The organism is Stenotrophomonas sp. VV52, assembly GCF_002893095.1.
Classification (GTDB): Bacteria; Pseudomonadota; Gammaproteobacteria; order Xanthomonadales; family Xanthomonadaceae; genus Stenotrophomonas; species Stenotrophomonas aracearum.
Window position 1 is genome coordinate 284,846 of the sequence record NZ_PKQQ01000002.1, and the last position, 20,067, is coordinate 304,912.

The 20,067-nt window shown below is 65.0% G+C and carries 17 protein-coding genes; 10 read left to right on the top strand and 7 right to left on the bottom strand.

Annotated features, from left to right (window positions below):
* Positions 1-23: 23 nt before the first annotated feature.
* Complete coding sequence (locus C2U58_RS07295; protein WP_102945220.1) at positions 24-887, bottom strand: A24 family peptidase; 864 nt, start codon at positions 885-887, stop codon at positions 24-26.
* Positions 888-894: 7 nt separating this feature from the next.
* Positions 895-2,154 (bottom strand): type II secretion system F family protein, encoded by a 1,260-nt coding sequence (locus C2U58_RS07300; protein ID WP_102945221.1) that lies wholly within the window; start codon positions 2,152-2,154, stop codon positions 895-897.
* A gap of 359 nt (positions 2,155-2,513) precedes the next feature.
* Between C2U58_RS07300 and C2U58_RS07305 the strand changes: the two genes are divergently transcribed.
* The 4 genes from C2U58_RS07305 to C2U58_RS19815 all read left to right on the top strand — a co-directional run bounded on the left by C2U58_RS07305 (position 2,514) and on the right by C2U58_RS19815 (position 6,105).
* Complete coding sequence (locus C2U58_RS07305) at positions 2,514-2,933, top strand: pilin (RefSeq protein WP_172448096.1); 420 nt, start codon at positions 2,514-2,516, stop codon at positions 2,931-2,933.
* Positions 2,934-3,035: 102 nt separating this feature from the next.
* Positions 3,036-4,760 (top strand): type IV-A pilus assembly ATPase PilB, encoded by a 1,725-nt coding sequence (pilB, locus tag C2U58_RS07310; RefSeq protein WP_102945223.1) that lies wholly within the window; start codon positions 3,036-3,038, stop codon positions 4,758-4,760.
* A gap of 65 nt (positions 4,761-4,825) precedes the next feature.
* The gene (locus C2U58_RS07315; protein WP_102945459.1) at positions 4,826-5,239 is read left to right on the top strand and encodes a pilin; all 414 of its coding nucleotides are present in this window, start codon (positions 4,826-4,828) and stop codon (positions 5,237-5,239) included.
* Between the two features lie 353 nt (positions 5,240-5,592).
* Positions 5,593-6,105 carry a hypothetical protein gene (locus C2U58_RS19815; protein WP_146033422.1) on the top strand — a complete coding sequence of 171 codons (513 nt, stop codon included), beginning with the start codon at positions 5,593-5,595 and terminating at the stop codon, positions 6,103-6,105.
* Between the two features lie 746 nt (positions 6,106-6,851).
* Here C2U58_RS19815 and C2U58_RS07320 read toward each other — a convergent pair.
* The 3 genes from C2U58_RS07320 to C2U58_RS07330 all read right to left on the bottom strand — a co-directional run bounded on the left by C2U58_RS07320 (position 6,852) and on the right by C2U58_RS07330 (position 11,055).
* On the bottom strand, positions 6,852-7,376 hold the full coding sequence (locus C2U58_RS07320) for a hypothetical protein (RefSeq protein WP_102945224.1): 525 nt from the start codon (positions 7,374-7,376) through the stop codon (positions 6,852-6,854).
* Positions 7,377-7,991: 615 nt separating this feature from the next.
* Complete coding sequence (locus C2U58_RS07325) at positions 7,992-9,377, bottom strand: sigma-54 dependent transcriptional regulator (RefSeq protein ID WP_102945225.1); 1,386 nt, start codon at positions 9,375-9,377, stop codon at positions 7,992-7,994.
* A gap of 64 nt (positions 9,378-9,441) precedes the next feature.
* Positions 9,442-11,055 (bottom strand): ATP-binding protein, encoded by a 1,614-nt coding sequence (locus C2U58_RS07330; protein ID WP_102945226.1) that lies wholly within the window; start codon positions 11,053-11,055, stop codon positions 9,442-9,444.
* A gap of 231 nt (positions 11,056-11,286) precedes the next feature.
* Here C2U58_RS07330 and sucC point away from each other — a divergent pair, with 231 nt between their 5' ends.
* The 4 genes from sucC to C2U58_RS19820 all read left to right on the top strand — a co-directional run bounded on the left by sucC (position 11,287) and on the right by C2U58_RS19820 (position 15,698).
* Complete coding sequence (gene sucC, locus C2U58_RS07335) at positions 11,287-12,456, top strand: ADP-forming succinate--CoA ligase subunit beta (protein ID WP_070209517.1); 1,170 nt, start codon at positions 11,287-11,289, stop codon at positions 12,454-12,456.
* A gap of 21 nt (positions 12,457-12,477) precedes the next feature.
* Positions 12,478-13,353 carry a succinate--CoA ligase subunit alpha gene (gene sucD / locus C2U58_RS07340; protein WP_017356169.1) on the top strand — a complete coding sequence of 292 codons (876 nt, stop codon included), beginning with the start codon at positions 12,478-12,480 and terminating at the stop codon, positions 13,351-13,353.
* 253 nt (positions 13,354-13,606) lie between these two features.
* Positions 13,607-15,241, top strand: coding sequence for an NAD+ synthase (locus tag C2U58_RS07345; RefSeq protein WP_102945227.1), 1,635 nt, complete (start codon positions 13,607-13,609; stop codon positions 15,239-15,241).
* 67 nt (positions 15,242-15,308) lie between these two features.
* Entirely contained in the window at positions 15,309-15,698 is a 390-nt protein-coding gene (locus tag C2U58_RS19820) for a hypothetical protein (RefSeq protein ID WP_146033423.1), read from the top strand.
* 62 nt (positions 15,699-15,760) lie between these two features.
* On the opposite strand, the gene C2U58_RS07355 is transcribed toward C2U58_RS19820, so the two are convergent.
* Entirely contained in the window at positions 15,761-16,645 is an 885-nt protein-coding gene (locus C2U58_RS07355; RefSeq protein WP_102945229.1) for an outer membrane protein assembly factor BamD, read from the bottom strand.
* 116 nt (positions 16,646-16,761) lie between these two features.
* On the opposite strand from C2U58_RS07355, the gene rluD reads away from it, so the two are divergent.
* The gene (gene rluD, locus C2U58_RS07360) at positions 16,762-17,757 is read left to right on the top strand and encodes a 23S rRNA pseudouridine(1911/1915/1917) synthase RluD (RefSeq protein WP_070208745.1); all 996 of its coding nucleotides are present in this window, start codon (positions 16,762-16,764) and stop codon (positions 17,755-17,757) included.
* Positions 17,757-18,545 carry a peptidoglycan editing factor PgeF gene (gene pgeF, locus C2U58_RS07365; RefSeq protein ID WP_102945230.1) on the top strand — a complete coding sequence of 263 codons (789 nt, stop codon included), beginning with the start codon at positions 17,757-17,759 and terminating at the stop codon, positions 18,543-18,545. The genes rluD and pgeF overlap by 1 nt, the downstream gene beginning before the upstream one ends.
* Positions 18,546-18,621: 76 nt before the next feature.
* Here pgeF and C2U58_RS07370 read toward each other — a convergent pair whose 3' ends face one another.
* Positions 18,622-19,884 carry an OmpA family protein gene (locus C2U58_RS07370; RefSeq protein WP_102945231.1) on the bottom strand — a complete coding sequence of 421 codons (1,263 nt, stop codon included), beginning with the start codon at positions 19,882-19,884 and terminating at the stop codon, positions 18,622-18,624.
* Positions 19,885-20,067 lie beyond the last annotated feature (183 nt).

Genomic DNA, 20,067 nt, shown 5'->3' on the forward strand with positions numbered 1-20,067 from the left:
GCCGTGCCCTCATCGGGGTGTCCTCAGCGCAGGCCGGACATCCGCAGGTACGCATTGATCAGCGGCTCGCCCCACATGAACACGATCCAGCCCGCAATGGCCAGGTACGGCCCGAACGGGATCGGCGTGGCGTGGTCGCGGCCCCGCGAGTACAGCCAGATTGAGCCCAGGATCGCCCCGATCACCGACGACAGCAGGATGATCGGCAGGATGCCCTTCAACCCGCACCACGCGCCCAGCGCGGCCAGCAGCTTGAAATCGCCGTGGCCCATGCCTTCCTTGCCGGTGATCTGCTTGAACAGCCACCACACGGTCCAGAGCGACAGGTACCCCGCAATCGCACCCAGCAACGCCGGTTTGGCCGGCATGTACAGGTTGTCGATACTGCCTATCAGCCCCAGCCACATCAGCGGCAGGGTGAGCTGGTCGGGCAGCAGCTGGGTGCGCAGGTCGATCCCGGAAAGGGCGACCAGGAAGCAGCTCAGCACGATGGCGCCAAAGCCCTGCCAGCCAAACCCGAACTGCCAGACGCTGGCCACCACCAACAGCGAGGTGACCAGCTCCACCAGCGGGTACTGCTTGGAGATCGGCGCATGGCAATGGCGGCATTTGCCGCGCAGGACGAGCCAGCTGAACAGCGGGATGTTCTCGTACCAGGACAGCTTGTGCTTGCAGTGCGGGCAGTGCGAAGGCTCGACCACGATCCCGGGCGGTGGTGGCTCGTAGATGTCCGGCAGCTCCAACACCTCGCGGGCGTCACGCTTCCACTGCCACTCCAGCCGCTTGGGCAGGCGCAGGATGACGACGTTGAGGAAGCTGCCGATCAACAGCCCCAGTGCGGCCGCGGCGGGATAGCCGAGGCCGGGATGCTGGTCAAGAAATGCCATGGTTACCTTAGCCGACGACGGCGCCGAGTTTGAAGATGGGCAGGTACATGCCGATCACCATGCCGCCGACAATGGTACCAATGAACACCATGATCATCGGTTCCAGCAGGCTGCTCAGGGCGTCCACGGCATTGTTGACTTCCTGCTCGAAGTACTCGGCCACCTTGAACAGCATGGTATCGAGCGCGCCGGCCTCTTCGCCGATCGCGGTCATCTGGATGACCATGTGCGGGAAGATGTTGACCTGCTTCATGGCCATATTGACCGGGTAGCCGACCGACACGTCGTCGCGCATGCGCAGCACGGCTTCTTCGTAGACCTTGTTGCCGGTGGCGCCAGCCACGATGCCCAAGGCTTCCACCAGCGGCACACCGGCCTTGAAGGTCACGGCGGTGGTGCGGGCGAAGCGGGCGATCGAGCTGTTGTTCATGATCTCGCCGATGACCGGCACCTTGAGGATCAGGCGATCCATGGTGTGCTGCAGCTTTGGAGAGCGCTTGTATGTGTATATGAAACCGGCGAACGCACCGACTGCGCCTAGCAGCATTACCCACCAGTAAGACACCGCGAAGCGTGATAGGTTGACGATCATCTGGGTAAAGGCGGGCAATTCAGCGCCAAAACCGGCGAAAACTTCTTCAAACTGCGGTACTACGAAGACCAACAGGATGCCGCTAACGATGATAGCTACGGCAACAACCATCGCCGGATAGAACAGCGCCTTCTTGATCTTGCCCTTCAGGGCTTCAATGTTCTCCTTATACGTCGCGACTGTATCCAGAACCGTCTCAAGCACACCTGCGCCTTCACCAGCTCGAACCAGGTTGCGATAAAGCTCATCGAACTGCACAGGGTGCTTGCTGATCGCCTCGTAAAGCGATGAGCCGCCCTCGATATCGGCGCGGATGCCGTCCACCAGCTTCTTCATTCGCGGGTTCTTGTGCCCGCTGCCGATGATCTCCAGAGCGCTCACGATCGGCACGCCGGACTTCATCATCGTCGCCATCTGGCGACTGAAGAAGGAAATGTCCTTAGACCCGACTGCCTTTCCGGCTGCACCGAAAAGAGGCTTGGGCTTGGGCTTGACCACCCCGGGCATGATGCCTTGGCGGCGCAGCTCGGCGCGCAACAGGTTGGCGTTCTTCGCCACCTGCTCGCCCTTCATCTTCACGCCTCGCTTGTCGGTCCCCTCCCAGACAAACGGTTGCAGCTCCATGGTGCTACGCGCCACGGGCTCTTTCTTGATCGCACTACGGCTGACAGACATGTATGGCTCCCCGGCCGCGCCTTCCCCAGGCGGGCTTCTCGCCGAATGGTAGCCGGTTCCGGGCCGGAGTGGCATCCCTCTTGCACGGCAATCCGTGACCTGTGGCAGGGTCTGGATCCGTCACAAGGTGACGCAGAAGGTCACAATGCCGGTCAAGTCGCACTTTGTTGTGAGAGGGGTTCCAATTCTGGAGATTGCTGCCATCATTGCGCCGGGGAAATGCTGGGGAGCATTGCTGAGCACTTGGCACGCAACCTGCTATGAACCATCCGCACGGGCGTCCAGCCTTGCTCAGCCGGTCCGCCGGCCAGGCCTCGCACCGGTGTTCGTTACTTACTTACCTCTAGGGGATGTACACAATGAAGAAGCAGCAGGGCTTTACCCTCATCGAACTGATGATCGTTGTCGCGATCATCGCCATCCTGGCCGCCATCGCGCTGCCGGCTTACCAGGACTACACTGTGCGTTCGCGCGTTGCTGAAGGCATGGGCCTGGTCTCGGCTGCCAAGGTCAGCGTCGTTGAGAACGCTTCCACCGGCAATGCTTTCGACAGTGGCTACATTGAGCCGACCGCGACTGACAACGTCGCTTCGGTGGAAGTTGATGCTGGCAATGGTCAGATCACCCTGACCACCGCCGCGAAGGCTGGCGCTGGCACCATCATCTTCATTCCGGCCCCGACCCTGGTCGCTGGCACGCCGCCGGCAACCAACGTCACCTGGACCTGCAAGACCGGTACGCTGGCAGCCAAGTATCGTCCGGCCGAGTGCCGTCCGTAACAGCTGACGGTTCGTTGCCGAAAGAAAAACCCCGCACATGCGGGGTTTTTTTTGCGGTAGGTTACGCTATTGCATGCCTGAAGATCGTCCGGGAGCCCACAGATGAACGCTGTCACCGCCAACCTTGTAGGTATTACCGGCATTGCCCGTCGTCTCGTCCAGGATGGCGCACTAGAAGAGGCCGCTGCGCGCGACGCCATGGCGAAGGCAGGGGCCGCCAAACAGCCGCTACCGCAGTACTTCGCAGAGAAGAAGCTGGTCACTGCTGCCCAACTGGCAGCGGCCAATGCGCTGGAGTTCGGCATGCCGCTGCTGGATGTTGGCGTGTTCGACAGCGCACAGAGCGCGATCAGCCTTGTCAGCGAAGAGCTGTTGCGCAAGCACCACGTACTTCCGCTGTTCAAACGCGGTGGCAAGTTGTTTGTAGGCACCAGCGACCCGACCCATTCGCTCGATGAGATCAAGTTCCACACAAACCTGGTGGTCGAACCGATTCTGGTCGATGAGGACCAGATCAAGCGTACGTTGGAGCAGTGGCAGTCCAAGCACGATACTCTTGGCGGTTCGCTGGGCGGCGACGACGACGGCATGGGCGACTTGGACGTCTCGGTCGGCGATGAAGACGGTGGAAGCGCAGAATCGGGCGTCGATGCCAAGGGCGACGACACTCCCGTGGTCAAATTCGTCAATAAGGTGCTGGTGGATGCGATCCGCAAGGGCGCCTCGGACATCCACTTCGAACCCTACGAAGACGACTACCGCGTGCGGTTCCGTATCGACGGCCTGCTCAAGAACGTCGCCAAGGCACCGGTCAAGCTCAGTCAGCGAATCGCCGCCCGCCTGAAGGTCATGTCCCAGTTGGACATCGCGGAAAAGCGCGTACCCCAGGACGGACGCATCAAGCTAAACCTGTCCAAGACCAAGCAGATCGACTTCCGAGTCAGCACCCTGCCGACCCTGTTCGGCGAAAAGATCGTGCTGCGTATTCTGGACGGAAGTGCAGCCAAGCTGGGTATCGACAAGCTTGGCTACGAACCTGACCAACAAAAGTTGTTCCTGGATGCCATTCACAAGCCCTACGGTATGGTGTTGGTCACTGGCCCCACCGGTTCGGGCAAGACCGTTTCGCTGTACACCGCGCTGGGCATTCTCAACGACGAAACCCGCAACATTTCAACGGCCGAGGATCCGGTCGAAATCCGCCTGCCAGGCGTGAACCAGGTGCAGCAGAACGTAAAGCGAGGCATGACCTTCGCCGCAGCGCTCCGTTCGTTCCTGCGTCAGGATCCAGACATCATCATGGTTGGCGAGATCCGGGATCTGGAGACCGCTGAGATCGCGGTCAAAGCCGCGCAGACAGGCCATATGGTGCTTTCCACGCTGCACACCAACGACGGCCCGCAGACCATCGCGCGTCTGATGAACATGGGTATCGCACCGTTCAACATTACCAGTTCGGTCACTCTGGTCATCGCGCAGCGACTGGCGCGTCGGCTGTGCAACAACTGTAAACGCCCAGTCGAGCTGCCGGACAATGCGCTTCTGGCCGAGGGCTTCACGCAGGCGCAGTTGGATGCGGGTGTCACTCTGTACGAGCCGGTTGGCTGCGAGGAATGCACGGAAGGCTACAAGGGTCGTACTGGTATTTACCAGGTGATGCCGATGAGCGAAGAGATATCGGTAATTGTTTTGGAGGGAGGTAATGCCATCCAGATTGCCGAGGCTGCCCAGCGTGCCGGAATCAGGGACCTGCGCCAGTCTGCGCTGGTGAAGGCCGCTGCGGGTACGACCAGTCTTGCTGAGATCAATCGCGTTACCAAAGACTGATCTGCCTGGACATGGCACGAAACGTGCTTACTGGTCATGTGAGCAGCCGACCGGGGAGTCGAGTGGTGAAGATTGTGAAGGGGTTTACCCTCATCGAGTTGATGATCGTGGTGGCGATCGTTGCCATCTTGGCAGCGATAGCGCTACCTGCCTATCAGGACTATACGATCAGGGCACGGGTATCAGAGGCATTGCTTATCGCCTCCGGCCCGAAGGTTACCGTCGGTGAGAACATCAACAACGCAAACGCGCTGGACGCTACCGCCTGTTCGGGGGTAGAGGACCAGACTGTGGGTTCCCAAAACGTGGTGTCCATGACGTGCACCGGGAATGGGGTCCTCACGGTCGTTACCACGCCGATAGCCGGGGGAGTAACACTTCTGCTCCGGCCGAGTTTCACGCAGAATGATGCCATTCGCTGGACGTGCGTCAGAGCCGCGGGCGAGAACAGGCACGTGCCGTCGGGGTGTCGGACCTGAGGCTGGCCGGAAGCTTTTCGCCGGTTAGATGAACATGGGGCCCCCAGTTGCGGGGCTCTTCGTTTGTGAGGCTGGTTCCTGACTTTGCCGGACATGTGTCATCGTCTCTGGCTGAGAGCGAGTTACACGCAGAAAGACTCCGAACTTTGGGCGTGCATCCCCACTACGGGCGAAAACGGCCAAGTGCCGGCGTGCCGTTGGACCTGACAGACGCATGACCAGCGGCTTTAGTGCACAGCAAGCCCCCGCAGATGCGAGGACTTTTGAAGTGTGAAGCTAGTTGCATATTGCTGTCCCGGCGCATGTCATTATTCCCGCCGGCGCTGAGGCGCGCCAGACGGAACGCGGCACCGATGCCAAGCCGCCATAAATGGATTTTAGGTATGCGATCAGCGATGACTGGGCGATTGGGGCTGGCGTTGATACTCGCTGCCGCCACCACAGCACCCTCTGCAGGTGCTCAAGATGACGGAAGGCCGACCTGGAGCCTCAAGGCATCGACCCCTACTGCCAAGCTCATTGGCGAATGGGAGTTGTCGAATCCCTCAGGTGGTGCGAGGGCCAACCATGTGTCTGGAGCCGCAGGTATAGCCCAGGTGGGCGTGACCAAGGGCGCTTCGTTCCAGCTCACCGTCAAGCTTGTGAGTCCTGCCGGTGCCATAACTGACGTTACGGGGTCATCAAACCTCATTTATCGACCAAAGGGCTGCATGTCGATTGCGGCCAATGGAATTGCTACGGTCCTGCGCTCGGCCCCAGCGCCTTGGACATGCAATCCAGGCGACCCGATTCCAGTCACCATCATCTATGCAGATAAGGCGACTGGTGTTGCGGCAATGAACATGTACGTGTTTACGATCAATTGACGTCGCCCGATTCCCTCTCCTTCGCGGGCGGGACCCGATCGTCGGGAAGTCTGCAATTGCGCAACAGCGGTGGTGGTTCCTGCTGGTCGGGAGCAACTGTCCCCGCGTGAGTGGCCCCGTCCCACCCAAGTGCATATGCCTTGGGTGTATGGAGTCGACTGTTCCCGTCCTGAACTTCGCGCGCAGAACAGGTCCGGAGAACTCGTCTTTGTGGTCATCTCCGTAAATCTGCCCGTCAGTCGGTCGGCAGTCGAGCTAGTGACATTCGACGTGTTGACACCCGTCGAGCGCTTGGCCAAATAACAGCCCCCCAATCAACTCTGCACGGACGTAGTGATGAGACTTGCAAGCAGTTTCAATTCGAAAGCTGAAGGTGGCCATTCGTCCGCCATGTTGGTGCCTAACTGGGCGTTCCGGTGGCTTGCGCTAGCCTTTTGCTCCATCGGGCTTTTCAGCGTGTCTACATCAAGCGCCATGGCGGGTTGCACAGGAGCGGAGTTTCGGAGGCTTTGCAGCGTCGGATAGAGCGACTGGTCGCCGTAGCTACCGCGCCTCCGAGTGAGGCGTGGGAGGGGAGCGATGCGAGCGAGCTCTTCCATCCCTCCTAGGCTAAGGTTAGGTAGGCGGCAAGCCTGTTTCTTGGGGAGAAGAACGCAGCGTAGCTGGCCTTGGTGAGCAGCCGGGCAGAGCCCGGCTCTACCTCGCGGGGTACGGCGCGGGTCTGCTGTGACCGGTTGAGCCCGACGTTACCGGGGGGCGAGGTACTTCTGCTGAAGCTCCCACCAGAACCACTGCGAGGTGCTGGCGAACGGGGCGAGGCGCTCGGCCAGGTCCATGTCTACGTCGTAGTCGCCGGCCAGGAAGCATTCGGCCAGGTCCTGTGATACGCCGATGGCATGGGCGAAGTCCTGGGTTGAGGCGCCCATGGGGGCGAGGATGTGCTCGCGGACGAGCACACCCGGGTGTTCGTAGTGGATGACATGTCCCGGCTTGGGCTCGTAGCGGTCCGCGATGTATTTTTCGAACGCGTTGCAGCGGCGCAGGCGGGGCTCTTTGGGTGGGTCCACGAGGTCGAAGACCAACCTGCCTTCGGTGGCTGTCACGGTTACCCTCGCGCCGGGCTTGAAGCCTGCGTTGTACAACCAGCTGCCGTGCGCGGCGATGCAAGGCACGAGGCCGCCGTCGAAGGTGTCCATCCAAGGGTAGGTATGCGCACGCACGGTGTAGTGGCGCGGCTGTTCGGCCGTGGGCATGCCCAGTTCGGGAAACATGGGGGTGTGGCGTGATATGTGCATGGCGGTCCTCCAAGGGGAAATCTCCCTTGCCGGTAGGGCAAGGGAGCCGGGAGGTTCAAATCCGCGAACGTGCGAGCGGCGTGGAGTATTTCCCCCGTTTGAGGGGTCTTGTATTAGCCACCCTCCCGACATGGGAGTTCCATAATTTTGCACGTTCTGGAGATTTGAAGCTCCGGGGCCAACCTTGCGCGGCGATGCGTTGGATGACTAGTTGATTGTTTCTGTTGGTTTTGCGGGTTTCGATAGGCATTGCCTAACACGTGACGCTAGCGGCACGGATTTTTGCGGAAGTGCGACGGAGTTGCGGTCTGGACGGGTTGTACGCGTCATGCGATTTGAGGCGTAGAGACACGCCACGCGTGTCTGGCGGGCTGTCAGGTGGTGCGATGGCGGTGGATTTGCGCGGAATCGGGCGGTGCGTGGGACACGCATGGCGTGTCGCTACGCGGTTCAGCGCCCGTGTCAGGGTGTGTCAGCTGCGGCGCCGGTGTAGTGACACGCCACGCGTGTCATTCGCGGTACCGGCAGGCGTAGTGACACGCCACGCGTGCCATGCGCGGTGCTAAGCGGCGCGCCACACCACCGCTTCCCTCAATCCATCCCCAACTTCTTCAACTTGTACCGCAGCGCCCGGAACGTGATCCCCAGCTGCGCGGCCGTCTTGGTCTTGTTCCAGCGGTTCTCTTCCAGCGCCTTCTGGATCGCAGTGCGTTCCATCTGCTCGATGTACGAAGGCAGCGCGCCACTTCCCGCAGGCAGATCCACCACGGCTTCTTCATGGTGCGCAACCGCCGCCCCGGTCTGCCGCGCGGCCCCCGGCTGCGGCAGGCGCAGATCACCCGCGCCAATGCTGTCGCCCTCGGCCAACGCCAGCGCACGCTCCAGGATGTTTTCCAGCTCGCGCACGTTGCCGGGGAAGTGATACGTGCCCATCGCTTCCAGCGCCGAAGGCGCCAGCAGCGGGGTAGGGCGGCCATGCGTACGCGCCAGGCGGGCGAGGATCGAAGCGGCCAGCTGCGGCAGGTCGCTGCGACGCTCGCGCAGCGGCGGCACGCGCAGTTCGATCACGTTGATGCGGTAATACAGGTCGTGCCGGAAGCGCCCGTCTTCCACCAGGTCGCCCAGGTCCTTGTGCGTGGCCGAAAGAATGCGCACGTCCACCGCCACTTCCGTGGCCGAACCCACCGGGCGGATCGACTTTTCCTGGATCGCGCGCAGCAGCTTCACCTGCATCTGCAGCGGCAGTTCGGCCACTTCGTCCAGGAACAGGGTGCCGCCGTGCGCGGCCTGGAACAGGCCGGGCTTGTCGGCATGCGCGCCGCTGAAGCTGCCCTTCTTGTGCCCGAAGAACTCGCTTTCCATCAGCTCGGACGGAATGGCGCCGCAGTTGACCGGTACGAACGGGCCGGAGGCGCGTGCGCTCTGGTCGTGGATGGTGCGGGCCACCAGCTCCTTGCCCACGCCCGATTCGCCCAGGATGTACACCGGCGCCTGGCTGCGCGCGACCTTGCTGATGGTGGCACGCAGGCCGTCCATCGCGATCGATTCGCCGAGCAGGCGGGCGGTGGTGTCGCTGGTCAGCGGCGGCGGGGCGGGGCGTTCGGTGTTGTTGAGTTCCAGCGCGTGCTTGACCAGGCCGCGCAGCACGGCGATGTCCACCGGCTTGCTGACGAAGTCGAACGCGCCGGCCTTCAGTGCTTCCACCGCCAGGTCCATGCTGCCGAAGGCAGTGATCATGGCCACCGGGGTGCGCGGGTAGTTCTGGGCGATCTCGGTGACCAGCTCGATGCCGTTGCCGTCGGGCAGCCGCATGTCGGTGATGCACAGGTCGTAGGGGTTGCTGGCCAGCAGCTCGCGCGCTTCGGCGAGGTTGGCTGCGGTGCTGATGCGCAGGCCCATGCGGCCTAGGGTCAGTACCAGCAGTTCGCGGATGTCGCGTTCGTCGTCTACGACCAGGGCGCTGCGGTTTTCGTTCATATGGGGGGAAGATAGCCGAGAGCGGTTGATAACGACAAATACTTGACGCCCGCAGGGTAGCGCGTCATTGCGGCAGCATTGTGTGCGGGCCCAGCAGGACCAGCCGGAAGCACGCGCCGCCGGCGGGGACGGAGACGTATTCCAGGCTGGCCTGGTTGGCACGGCACAGTTCGCGGGCGATGTAGAGGCCCAGCCCGGTGCCGTGTTCGGAGGTGGTGAAGAACGGCCGGAACAGCTGCTGGGCCACGCTTTCAGGAATGCCCGGGCCGCGGTCCATCACGTCGATCACCGCCGAGCGGTCCTGGCGGGCCACGCGCAGGCGCACCCGGGCGGGATCCTGGCCGGTGCGGCCGTACTTGAGGGCGTTGTGGACCAGCACGGTGAGGATCTGGTGCAGGTGGCGCGGGTCGACCAGGCCATGCACGGACGATTCGTTGATGATCGGTTCGATGCTGTCCGTTTCCAGGGTCAGGCTCTGCTTGTACTCCAGTACGAAGCGGCGCACGAAGGCGGCCAGGTCCAGGTTTTCCGGGTTGGCCCGCTCGCGCCGGGCAAGGCCGAGCACGCTTTCGACGATGCCGTTGGTGCGCTGGCACTGCTGGTGGATGATCTGCAGCAGGCGGCGGTCGGTGTCGCCGATGGCGGTGGACTCTTCCAACAGCTGGGCGGCGTAGTTGATCGCGGCCAGCGGGTTGCGGATCTCATGGGCCAGGCTGGCGGAGAACCGGCCCATGGCCGAGAGGGTGAGCGATTCGGCGCGGCGCGAGACCACGCTGGAGTCGTCCAGGAAGATGATGGTGAGGTCGCTGCCGGCCAGCAGGCGGGCGAAACGCGGCTGCACTTCGGGCTGGTCGGGCGAGAGCTGCAGCGGGGTTTCTTCGTTGCTCCAGCCGTTGCGCCAGCGCTGCAGGCGGCGGCTGAGGTCGGGCGCGGCGCTGCCGAGTTCGAGGTGGCCGGTTCCGCTGTTGCCGTCGTTGTCGCCGATCAGGGTGGAGGCCGCTTCGTTGGCCAGGGTGATGCGGTTGGCGGCGTCCACCACCAGCACGCCGGTGCGCATGCGCCGGATGATCAGTTCGTTGATCTGGAACAGGTTGGCCACTTCGTCGCCGCGCTGGTTGGCCAGCTGCTGGTTGCGGCGGGCGCGGTTGCCCACCTGGTAGCTGACGAAGGCCAGGGCCAGGAAGCTGGTGATGAACATGGCCAGCTCGGCCAGGGTGCGGGTGGGTTCGCCGGTTTCCAGCAGGTTCCAGACGTAGCCGCCGGCGGTGGCGGCCCCGGCGATGAAGGCCAGGCCCATGCCCCAGGACAGCGGCAGCAGGGTGGCGGCGGCGGCGATGTTGAACAGCAGGGCCATGGACAGGCCGGCGCTGGCGCCGGGCAGGGCGTGGGCCAGCAGGACGGTGGCCACGATGTCGATGAGCAGGCTGGTGACCACGGTGCGGCGCAGCCAGCGGTCGTTGCGGCCGACCACGAGGATCAGCAGGGAGACCACCAGATAGCCCACGCTGACCACGCCGGCCAGTTCCGGGTGGCTGGACTCGCCCACCAGGCCGCTCAACGGGCTGAACAGCAGCGCGGCGATGACCGCGGCGATCAGCACCCGGTACAGGGCGAAGAAGTACAGCTCCCGCTTCGGCAGGGACTCGATGCGGTCGATCAGTGAAGCGCTGGGTGACACGCCGGAACTCCCCTTCTGGCTCCCCCCAGTATGGCCCGATCTCGCGCAGTTTGCCCATTCACGACCCCGGGGGGCGGGTCCGGTGGGGCTCGCAACTGCCTGAATGGCGTTGGAAAACTGGCCGGGGCGGCCGCTGGGGGGCCGTGTCTTTGCGCCACGCGGCTGGGTCGTCCACAATAGTGGGCCCGCCGCGGTCCGTGCGTGCGGTCGTTCCTATTCCCACGGTGACGCATGAATTTCCACGAATACCAGTCAAAACAGCTGCTTGCCGAGTACGGCATTCCGGTCCCGGCCGGCAAGGTCGCAGCGACTCCCGATGAAGCGGTCGAAGCGGCCAACTCCCTGGGCCAGGGCCCTTGGATGGTGAAGGCGCAGATCCATGCGGGCGGTCGCGGCAAGGCTGGCGGCGTCAAGTTCTGCAAGACCACCGACGACGTCAAGGCCGCTGCGGCCAAGATGCTCGGCACCAAGATGGCCACCTACCAGACCGCGGGCGTTGAACTGCCGGTCAACCTGGTGCTGGTGACCACCGCCGGTGAGATCGTCAAGGAACTGTACCTGTCGGTGCTGGTCGACCGTGGCACCAAGACCATCACCTACATCGCCTCTTCGGAAGGCGGCGTGGAGATCGAGCAGGTTGCTGCTGAAACCCCGGAGCTGATCCACTCGCTCAACGTCGACTTCGTTGAAGGCGTGCAGGGTTACCACGGCCGCGATTTCGGCTTCAAGCTCGGCCTGACCGCCAAGCAGGCCGGCCAGTTCGCCAGCATCATGGTGAACCTGTACCGCCTGTTCAACGAAAAGGACCTGGCGCTGGTTGAAATCAACCCGCTGGCGATCCTGGACGACGGCAACCTGTACGCGCTGGACGGCAAGTTCGACAGCGACGACAACGCCGCGTTCCGTCAGAAGGCCCTGGTCGCCATGCGCGACAAGACCCAGGAAGACGAAACCGAAGTGACCGCTTCGGAGCTGGACATCAACTACGTCACCATGGACGGCAACATCGGCTGCATGGTCAACGGCGCAGGCCTGGCCATGGCCACCATGGACGTGATCAAGCTCAACGGCGGCGAGCCGGCGAACTTCCTGGACGTGGGCGGCGGTGCGAACAAGCAGCGCGTCATTGAAGCGTTCAAGCTGATCCTGTCCTCGGACAAGGTCGAAGGCATCTTCGTCAACATCTTCGGCGGCATCGTCCGCTGCGACATGATCGCCGAGGGCATCATCGCCGCGGTCAAGGAAGTGGGCGTCAAGGTTCCGGTCGTGGTGCGCCTGGAAGGCACCAACGTGGAAGAAGGCAAGCAGCTGCTGCGCGACAGCGGCATGGCCATCATCCCGGCTGACAACATCAACGACGGTGCCAAGAAGGTCGTCGAAGCTGTCAAGAACGCCGCCTGATCCGACACCGAAGGAAAAACAATGTCTGTTTTGATCAATAAGAACACCAAGGTGATCGTGCAGGGCTTCACCGGCCAGCAGGGCACCTTCCACGCCACTCAGATGATCGAGTACGGCACCCAGGTCGTTGGCGGCGTGACGCCGGGCAAGGGCGGCACCACCCATATCGACCTGCCGGTGTTCAACACCGTGGCCGATGCCGTGCAGAGCACCGGCGCCAACGCGTCGGTCATCTACGTCCCGCCGCCGTACGCGGCCGACGCGATCCTGGAAGCTGCGGCTGCCGGCATCAAGGTCATCGTGTGCATCACCGAAGGCATTCCGGTGCTGGACATGCTGCGCGTGAAGAACGTGCTGACCCGTTCGCATCCGGACACCGTGCTGATCGGGCCGAACTGCCCCGGCGTGATCACCCCGGGCGAGTGCAAGATCGGCATCATGCCGGGCCACATCCACAAGCCGGGCAAGATCGGCATCGTGTCGCGTTCGGGCACCCTGACCTATGAAGCGGTCAAGCAGACCACGGAAGTGGGCCTGGGCCAGTCGACCTGCATCGGTATCGGCGGCGACCCGATCAACGGCCTGAACTTCGTTGACTGCCTCAAGCTGTTCAACGAAGACCCGCAGACCGAAGGCATCATCATGGTCGGCGAAATCGGCGGCGACGCTGAAGAAGCCGGTGCCGAGTACATCAAGAACCACGTGAAGAAGCCGGTTGTCGGTTTCATCGCGGGCGCCTCGGCGCCGGCCGGCAAGCGCATGGGCCACGCCGGTGCGATCGCATCGGGCGGCAAGGGCACGGCAGAAGGCAAGTTCGCCGCCATGGAAGCCGCCGGTGTCGTCACCGTCCGCTCCCCGGGCGACCTGGGCGCCGCCATCGCAAAGCTGGTGAAATAAGGTAGCGCCGACTGTCGTCGGCTGGTACCGCGCAAAACGCCGCCTTCGGGCGGCGTTTTGCTTTCTGCGGCCGGCACCGCCTGGGCCGGCCAACGGCCGGCGCTACCGATGATTCCTGTTTGGCCCGGCCTACGGCGATGGTCCCTGTGCGCTGGTAGCGTCGGCCGTTGGCCGACCGAGGCGGTCCCACACCGTTCGTACCGGTCAAACCACCAGCGTTACAATGGGTCACTGCATCCACGGGCTTCACCCCATGACCTCGATCCGCATTGCGATGGCCCAGTTCGATTTCCCGGTGGGGGCGGTCGAGCGCAATACCGACACCATCATCGAGATGATCGCCGAGGCGCGCGATGAGTTCGGGGCGGAGCTGGTGGTGTTCCCGGAACTGGCGATCAGCGGCTACCCGCCGGAAGACCTGCTGCTGCGGCCGCGCTTCCTGTACGACTGCCAGCAGGCCATGGCGCGCATTGCAGCCAGCACCCAGGGCATCACCGCGGTGGTCGGTTGGCCCGAGGCCACCGGGGCGGTGGTGTACAACGCGGCCAGCGTGCTGCGCGACGGCAAGGTGCTGCATACCTACCGCAAGCGCGAGCTGCCCAACTACGCGGTATTCGACGAGCGCCGCTACTTCGACATCGACCCGGATGGCGGCAGCTGCGTGTTCGAGCTGAAGGGCGTGCCGGTGGGCGTGCTGGTCTGCGAGGACCTGTGGTTCCCCGAACCGCTGGCCGACACCGTGCGCAATGGCGCCGAGCTGGTGGTGATTCCCAACGCCTCGCCCTATGAGCGCGGCAAGCACGCCCAGCGCGATGCGCTGCTGGCCGAGCGCACCCGCGAAAGCGGTGCGGCGCTGCTGTACGTGAACATGGTCGGCGGGCAGGACGCGCTGACTTTCGACGGCGCTTCGGTGGTGGCCGATGGCGACGGCACCGTGCACCCGGCGGCGGCTGCGTTCACCGACCAGTGGCTGGTGGTGGACTACGACGCCGAGAGCCGCCGCTTCCTGCCGCGCGAGTGGATGGACGATGGCGACGAAAGCATGGACGCGCTGGCCTGGCGCGCGGTCACCCGGGGCATTCGCGATTACTGCGGCAAGAACGGCTTCAAGAAGGTGTGGCTGGGCCTGTCCGGCGGCATCGACTCGGCGCTGGTGCTGGCGATGGCGGTGGACGCGCTGGGCGCGGACAACGTCACGGCGGTGCGGCTGCCGTCGCGCTACACGGCGGACATGTCCAACGACCTGGCCGCCGAGCAGTGCCGCGCGCTGGGCGTGAAGCTGGAAGCGGTGTCGATCGAGCCGGTCTTCGAAGGCTTGATGACCGCGCTGGGCCCGATGTTCGAAGGCCAGGCAGCGGATGTCACCGAGGAGAACCTGCAGTCGCGCGCGCGCGGGGTGATCCTGATGGCGCTGTCCAACAAGTTCGGCGGGCTGCTGCTCACCACCGGCAACAAGAGCGAGTATGCGGTGGGTTACGCCACCATCTATGGCGACATGTGCGGTGGCTACGCGCCGTTGAAGGACCTGTACAAGACGGAAGTGTTCGGCCTCTCCAAGTGGCGCAACACGGTCGGCGGCGCCCCGGTGATTCCGCCGGCGGTGATCGCGCGCCCGCCGTCTGCCGAGCTGCGTGCCAACCAGACCGACCAGGACTCGCTGCCGGCCTACGACGTGCTGGACGGCATCCTGTACCGCTACGTGGACCAGGAGCAGTCGCGCGAGGAGATCGTGGCGGCGGGGTACGCCGCCGAGGTGGTCGACCGCGTGCTGCGGCTGGTGCGCACCAGCGAGTGGAAGCGACACCAGGCCGCGCCGGGGCCGAAGGTTTCGCGCCGCGCCTTTGGTCGCGAACGGCGCTATCCGATCAGCAACGGGTACAAGGGCTGAGCGAAACGCGAAAGCGGCTCGGCGGAGGCTGGATAAAGTCAGGGGTCCTCTCACTGGAGCCTGCTGCATGCCCGTTTCCGACGTCCCGGCGATCCCGCGCCCCGTATCCCCCAAGCCGTTTGTCGAGACCGGACACCTGCCTATCGAGGGTTCAACCCGGCCCGGTCGATTTCTCGTGTCCTTTTCCACGCCAGTCCCGGTGTCGGTGACCAACGTGCCTGCCTGGCACGCACCGGCGGTGATTCCTCCGGCCGACTACTCCACCGGATCGCGTTTGCCATTCACGGTTGTCGCCGGGGGAGGCATCCTGAGGCAGGCCGAGCCCCGGCCGGACTACGAGCTGGAACGGCCCCGGCACGTGATGCTGGCACCGTTCTCGACGCAGATGGACGACCAGGGGCGGGTGAGCTCGATCATCACGCGCACCGAAGATGGGCCAGGCAGTTTCGCCCACTGATTCCCATGCAACAAAAAAGGGTCCCGCAAGGGACCCTTCTTCGTTTCAACCGGCCGCTGGAATCAACGGCGGTTCATGGTCGCGTTGCGCTGGCCGGTGCTGGCGGACTTCTCGCCGGCGAACGGGTTCAGCTTGCGCACCATCCACGGGTACTTCGGCCAGTTGCCCTGCAGCCACGGGTGCTCCGGCTGGTTCAGCTCCAGCACGCGGCGCGCATCGTCGGCCAGGGTCTTGTTGCCCAGGTGGGTGTAGGCCTCACCGAGGGCGGCCACGGCGTCGTACTGGAACGCGCTCTGCGGGTAGGTTTCCAGCAGGTAGTTGGCGCGCCCGGCAGCGGAGACGTAGGCCTCGCGGCGCAGGTAGTACAGGGCGTTGTCCAGCTCGTGCTGGGCGAACACGTCGCGCAGCTCCAGCATGCGGCTGCGCGCGTCGGCAGCGTAGCGGCTGTTGGGGTAGCGCTCGACCACGATGTTGAAGTCGGAGTAGGCCTGGCGCGGGGTGGACAGGTCGCGGCGGCTCGGGTCCAGCGACCACACGCGGCGCAGGAACACCGTGTTGCGGTTGCTGTTGGCCAGGCCACGCAGGTAGTACATGTAGGCGATGTTTCGGTGGGTCGGGTAGGTCCGGATGAAGCGGTCGATGCTGGAAACCGCGTCGTCGTGCTTGCCGGCCTTGTACTGGGCGTAGGCGGTTTCGATCATCGCCTGCTCGGTGTACGGACCATACGGGTACTGGGCGATCAGGCGGCGGAAGGTGGCCTCGGCCCCGCTCCAGTTGCCTTTCTCCATCAGGCCGTGGCTCTTTTCGTAGATCGTTTCGACCGGCTGGCCTTCTTCCGGGTTGTCACCCTTGGCGCCACGGTGGCAGCCGGTGGAAACAAGGGCCAGGACCAGCATCAGGGCCGCGGTGCGGACGGGCGCGGACAGCAGGGAAGAGCGTCGGATCATGGGGTCAGGGCGGGACGCGGCTGGAATACGAAGGGTCGATGATAGCCTAGTGGCCTGTCCTGCGACTGAAAGTGGTCGCCCGGACCCCAAAATTGTCTTCCTGCGGTGTGCTCCCCATGTCCGATACCCCTTCAGAAACCGACTCCAACCGCCAGGCCATCGTGCCTGATACCGCCGCCGGGCGGCGTTTCGACGCCGTGCTGGCCGAACTGTTCCCGGAGTTCTCCCGGTCCAAGCTGACCGAGTGGATCAAGTCCGGCGACGTCCTGCTGGACGGCAACCCGGTGCGCGGCCGCGACCCGGTGCGCGGCGGCGAGGTGGCCAGCCTGCATGTCGTGCTCGACACCCAGACCCACGCCGAGCCCGAGGACATCCCGCTGGACATCCTGTACGAGGATGAACACGTTTACGTGATCAACAAGCCGGTCGGCCTGGTGGTCCACCCGGGCGCCGGCAACCCCAGCGGCACCCTGGTCAACGCGCTGCTGTTCCGCGACCCGGGCCTGTCGGTGCTGCCGCGTGCGGGCATCGTGCACCGCCTGGACAAGGACACCAGCGGCGTGATGGTGGTGGCCCGCACGATCCAGGCGCAGACCGCGCTGGTGGAGCAGCTGGCCGCGCGCAACGTGCACCGCCAGTACCTGGCGGTGGTGGTGGGCGCGCTGGTCTCCGGCGGTACCGCCGATGCGCCGATCGACCGCCACCCGCGCGACCGTATCCGCATGGCGGTGCGCGAAGACGGCAAGGACGCGGTGACCCATTACCGCCTGCGCGAGCGCTTCCGCGCGCACACGGCGCTGGAGTGCCGCCTGGAGACCGGGCGTACCCACCAGATCCGCGTGCACATGGCGCACCTCAAGCACGCCATCGTGGGCGATTCGCTGTACGGCGGCGCGCTGAAGCTGCCCAAGGGCGCCAGTGACGAGCTGGTGGCCCAGCTGCGCGGCTTCAAGCGCCAGGCGCTGCATGCGGAAACGCTGGAATTCGCCCACCCGATCACCGGTGAGCCGATCCGCAACAGCGCGCCGGTGCCGGCCGACATGGTGGCGCTGATGGACGCGCTGCGCGAAGACACCAAGCGCATCGCCGAGCTGGAACGCGGGCGCCGCTGATGGCCACGCCGTCTGCTCCGCTGCCGGTGCTGGCGGCCGACTGGCCGGCGGCGCCCGGCGTGCATGCGCTGACCACCCTGCGCTATGGCGCGGGGGGCTCGGTGGCGCCGTTCGACCAGTTCAACATGGGCAACCGCACCGCCGCCGACGGCGATGATCCGGCCCAGGTGGCGCGCAACCGCGCGCTGCTGGCGGCGGGGCTTCGGTTGCCCTCGGCGCCGCATTGGCTGCGCCAGGTGCACGGGACGGCGGTGCTGCGGTTCGAGGCGGCGCCTGCTGGAGAGGGGCTTGAGTTTGAGCCGACCGCTGACGCGGCGGTGACCTCGGTGCCGGGCGTGGTCCTGGCCATCCTCACGGCGGACTGTCTGCCGGTGGTGCTGGCCGCGCGCGATGGCCGCGAGATTGGCGCCGCCCATGCCGGGTGGCGCGGGTTGGCCGACGGCATGCTGGAGGCGACCGTGGCGGCGATGCAGACGGCGCCCGGTGAGCTGCAGGCGTGGCTGGGGCCCGCGGCCGGGCCGGCCGAGTATGAGATTGGCGAGGACGTGTTCCAGGCGTTCGTGGAGCGCGATGCCGGTGCCACTGCGGCGTTCGTGGGAACGCGACCGGGGCACTGGAAGGTGGACCTCTATGCGCTGGCGAGGCGCAGGCTGGTGGCGGCTGGGGTGGATCCGGCGGCGATCAGTGGCGGGCAGTTGTGCACGATTGGTGAGCCGGAGCGGTTCTATTCGCATCGGCGGGATCGGCGGACGGGGCGCATGGCCACGTTGGCTTGGATTGCGTCGTGAAGAGCAGCCACGCAGGGCGTGGCTCTACCGTCCAGACCCCGGTAGTGCCACGCCCTGCGTGGCAACCCCAACCCACTCACCGCAAAATCGAATACTCGATCCGCCGGTTGCGATCCCGCCCCGATTCCCACCGGTTGTCGGCCACCGGCTGTTCTTCGCCATAACCCCTCGGCACCAGCATCCCCAGCGGCACGCCCTGCGCCTGCAGTTCGGCCACCACCATTTCCGCGCGCTGCTGGCTCAGGTGCAGGTTGGTTTCGGCGCTGCCCAGGCTGTCGGTGTGGCTGCCCACCTCGAGCTTGACGCCCGGGTCGGCCGCCAAAATCGCCTGCGCGCTGGCGCGCAGCATGTCGTGGCCGTCGGCGCGCAGGGTGGGCGACTTGTGTTCGAACTTCACCTTGCCCTGGTTCAGCGCGGCCACCAGTTCGACCGGCTCGGGCCTGGCAGGCAGCTGCGAAAGCGCCACGCGGCCGGCGTCCCACAGGCCGGTGACCTGCATGTGGCCGAAGCCGCGACGCAGGGTGGTGGAGACCGCAATGCGGTCCTGTTCCGGCAACCGGGCCATCTCCACGTGCAGGGTGTCGCCGTTGAACGACAGCGACAGGCCGGGGTGGCGCAGCACCGGGGCCAGGCTGACCAGCCGGTCCAGCCAGCGCGGCTCGGCAGCCAGCGGGTCGCGCAGGATGTCGCCGCTGACCCCGCGCTGGCCGTATTGGGCCACCAGTGCGCTCCACACCTTGCGCCGGTCCGCCTCGCCGGGCAGGCGCCCGCGCACGTCGATCACCCCGTCGTTGTTGGCCAGCGACAGCCGCGGCGGGGTTTTCTGCTCGGCATGGGCCACCGGTGCGCCGGCACTGACCCGGGTCTTCTGGTGGATCCAGCCGGTCAGGCACAGCAGGGCGCCGGCCACCATCACCCACAGCACGCCGCGCAGGGCGGTGCCGCGCACCAGGCGCAGGGTGGGGCCGTGGCGCGGTTGGCGCGCGGCGCTGGGCGGCGCCTGCGGGCTGCGTGCCTCCTGTTCCAGCACGTCGAGCAGGCCCGGCAGCAGGTCCGAGGCCACCACCGCGAACATGCCGGTGGGGAAGGCGGCGCGACGGGCCAGCACGGCCAGCTCTTCGCGACCCACCACTGCTTCCAGCTGGCTGGCCAGCAGGCGCGGCGGGCGGCCGTCCCCCGGGAAGCCCAAGCCCACCGCATCGAAGCGTCGGCGCAGGCCGTGCACGCCGTCCGGCAGGCTGCGGATGTAGTCGACCAGCACGTCCACCAGGCTGCGCGCGCGGTGGCCCAGGCCCATGTGCAGGGCGGTGTCTTCGATGAAGCGTTCCAGCAGTGACATCAATCTGATTCCCGAATGCACGACCCATGCGGCATGCACGGGCTCTGCGGGCGTCAATGTCGGGATGCGCTGTCAATGCGAAATGAAAGTCGCAGGGGCCGAAGGTTGCGAATCCGGCCCTGATTTCGGTGATTTAGGATGCCTATCGATATCGAGGGCAGGCCCCTGCGCGGTCTTGCGCAA

Bases quoted from the DNA above. Each gene is read 5' to 3' on its own strand.
- rluD (WP_070208745.1), top strand. From the start codon at position 16,762: ATGTCCGATACCCCTTCAGAAACCGACTCCAACCGCCAGGCCATCGTG.
- C2U58_RS07355 (WP_102945229.1), bottom strand. From the start codon at position 16,645: ATGATCCGACGCTCTTCCCTGCTGTCCGCGCCCGTCCGCACCGCGGCC.
- sucD (WP_017356169.1), top strand. From the start codon at position 12,478: ATGTCTGTTTTGATCAATAAGAACACCAAGGTGATCGTGCAGGGCTTC.
- C2U58_RS07305 (WP_172448096.1), top strand. From the start codon at position 2,514: ATGAAGAAGCAGCAGGGCTTTACCCTCATCGAACTGATGATCGTTGTC.
- C2U58_RS19815 (WP_146033422.1), top strand. From the start codon at position 5,593: ATGCCAAGCCGCCATAAATGGATTTTAGGTATGCGATCAGCGATGACT.
- C2U58_RS07325 (WP_102945225.1), bottom strand. From the start codon at position 9,377: ATGAACGAAAACCGCAGCGCCCTGGTCGTAGACGACGAACGCGACATC.
- pilB (WP_102945223.1), top strand. From the start codon at position 3,036: ATGAACGCTGTCACCGCCAACCTTGTAGGTATTACCGGCATTGCCCGT.
- C2U58_RS07295 (WP_102945220.1), bottom strand. From the start codon at position 887: ATGGCATTTCTTGACCAGCATCCCGGCCTCGGCTATCCCGCCGCGGCC.
- C2U58_RS19820 (WP_146033423.1), top strand. From the start codon at position 15,309: ATGCCCGTTTCCGACGTCCCGGCGATCCCGCGCCCCGTATCCCCCAAG.
- pgeF (WP_102945230.1), top strand. From the start codon at position 17,757: ATGGCCACGCCGTCTGCTCCGCTGCCGGTGCTGGCGGCCGACTGGCCG.
- C2U58_RS07300 (WP_102945221.1), bottom strand. From the start codon at position 2,154: ATGTCTGTCAGCCGTAGTGCGATCAAGAAAGAGCCCGTGGCGCGTAGC.
- C2U58_RS07345 (WP_102945227.1), top strand. From the start codon at position 13,607: ATGACCTCGATCCGCATTGCGATGGCCCAGTTCGATTTCCCGGTGGGG.
- C2U58_RS07370 (WP_102945231.1), bottom strand. From the start codon at position 19,884: ATGTCACTGCTGGAACGCTTCATCGAAGACACCGCCCTGCACATGGGC.
- C2U58_RS07320 (WP_102945224.1), bottom strand. From the start codon at position 7,376: ATGTTTCCCGAACTGGGCATGCCCACGGCCGAACAGCCGCGCCACTAC.
- sucC (WP_070209517.1), top strand. From the start codon at position 11,287: ATGAATTTCCACGAATACCAGTCAAAACAGCTGCTTGCCGAGTACGGC.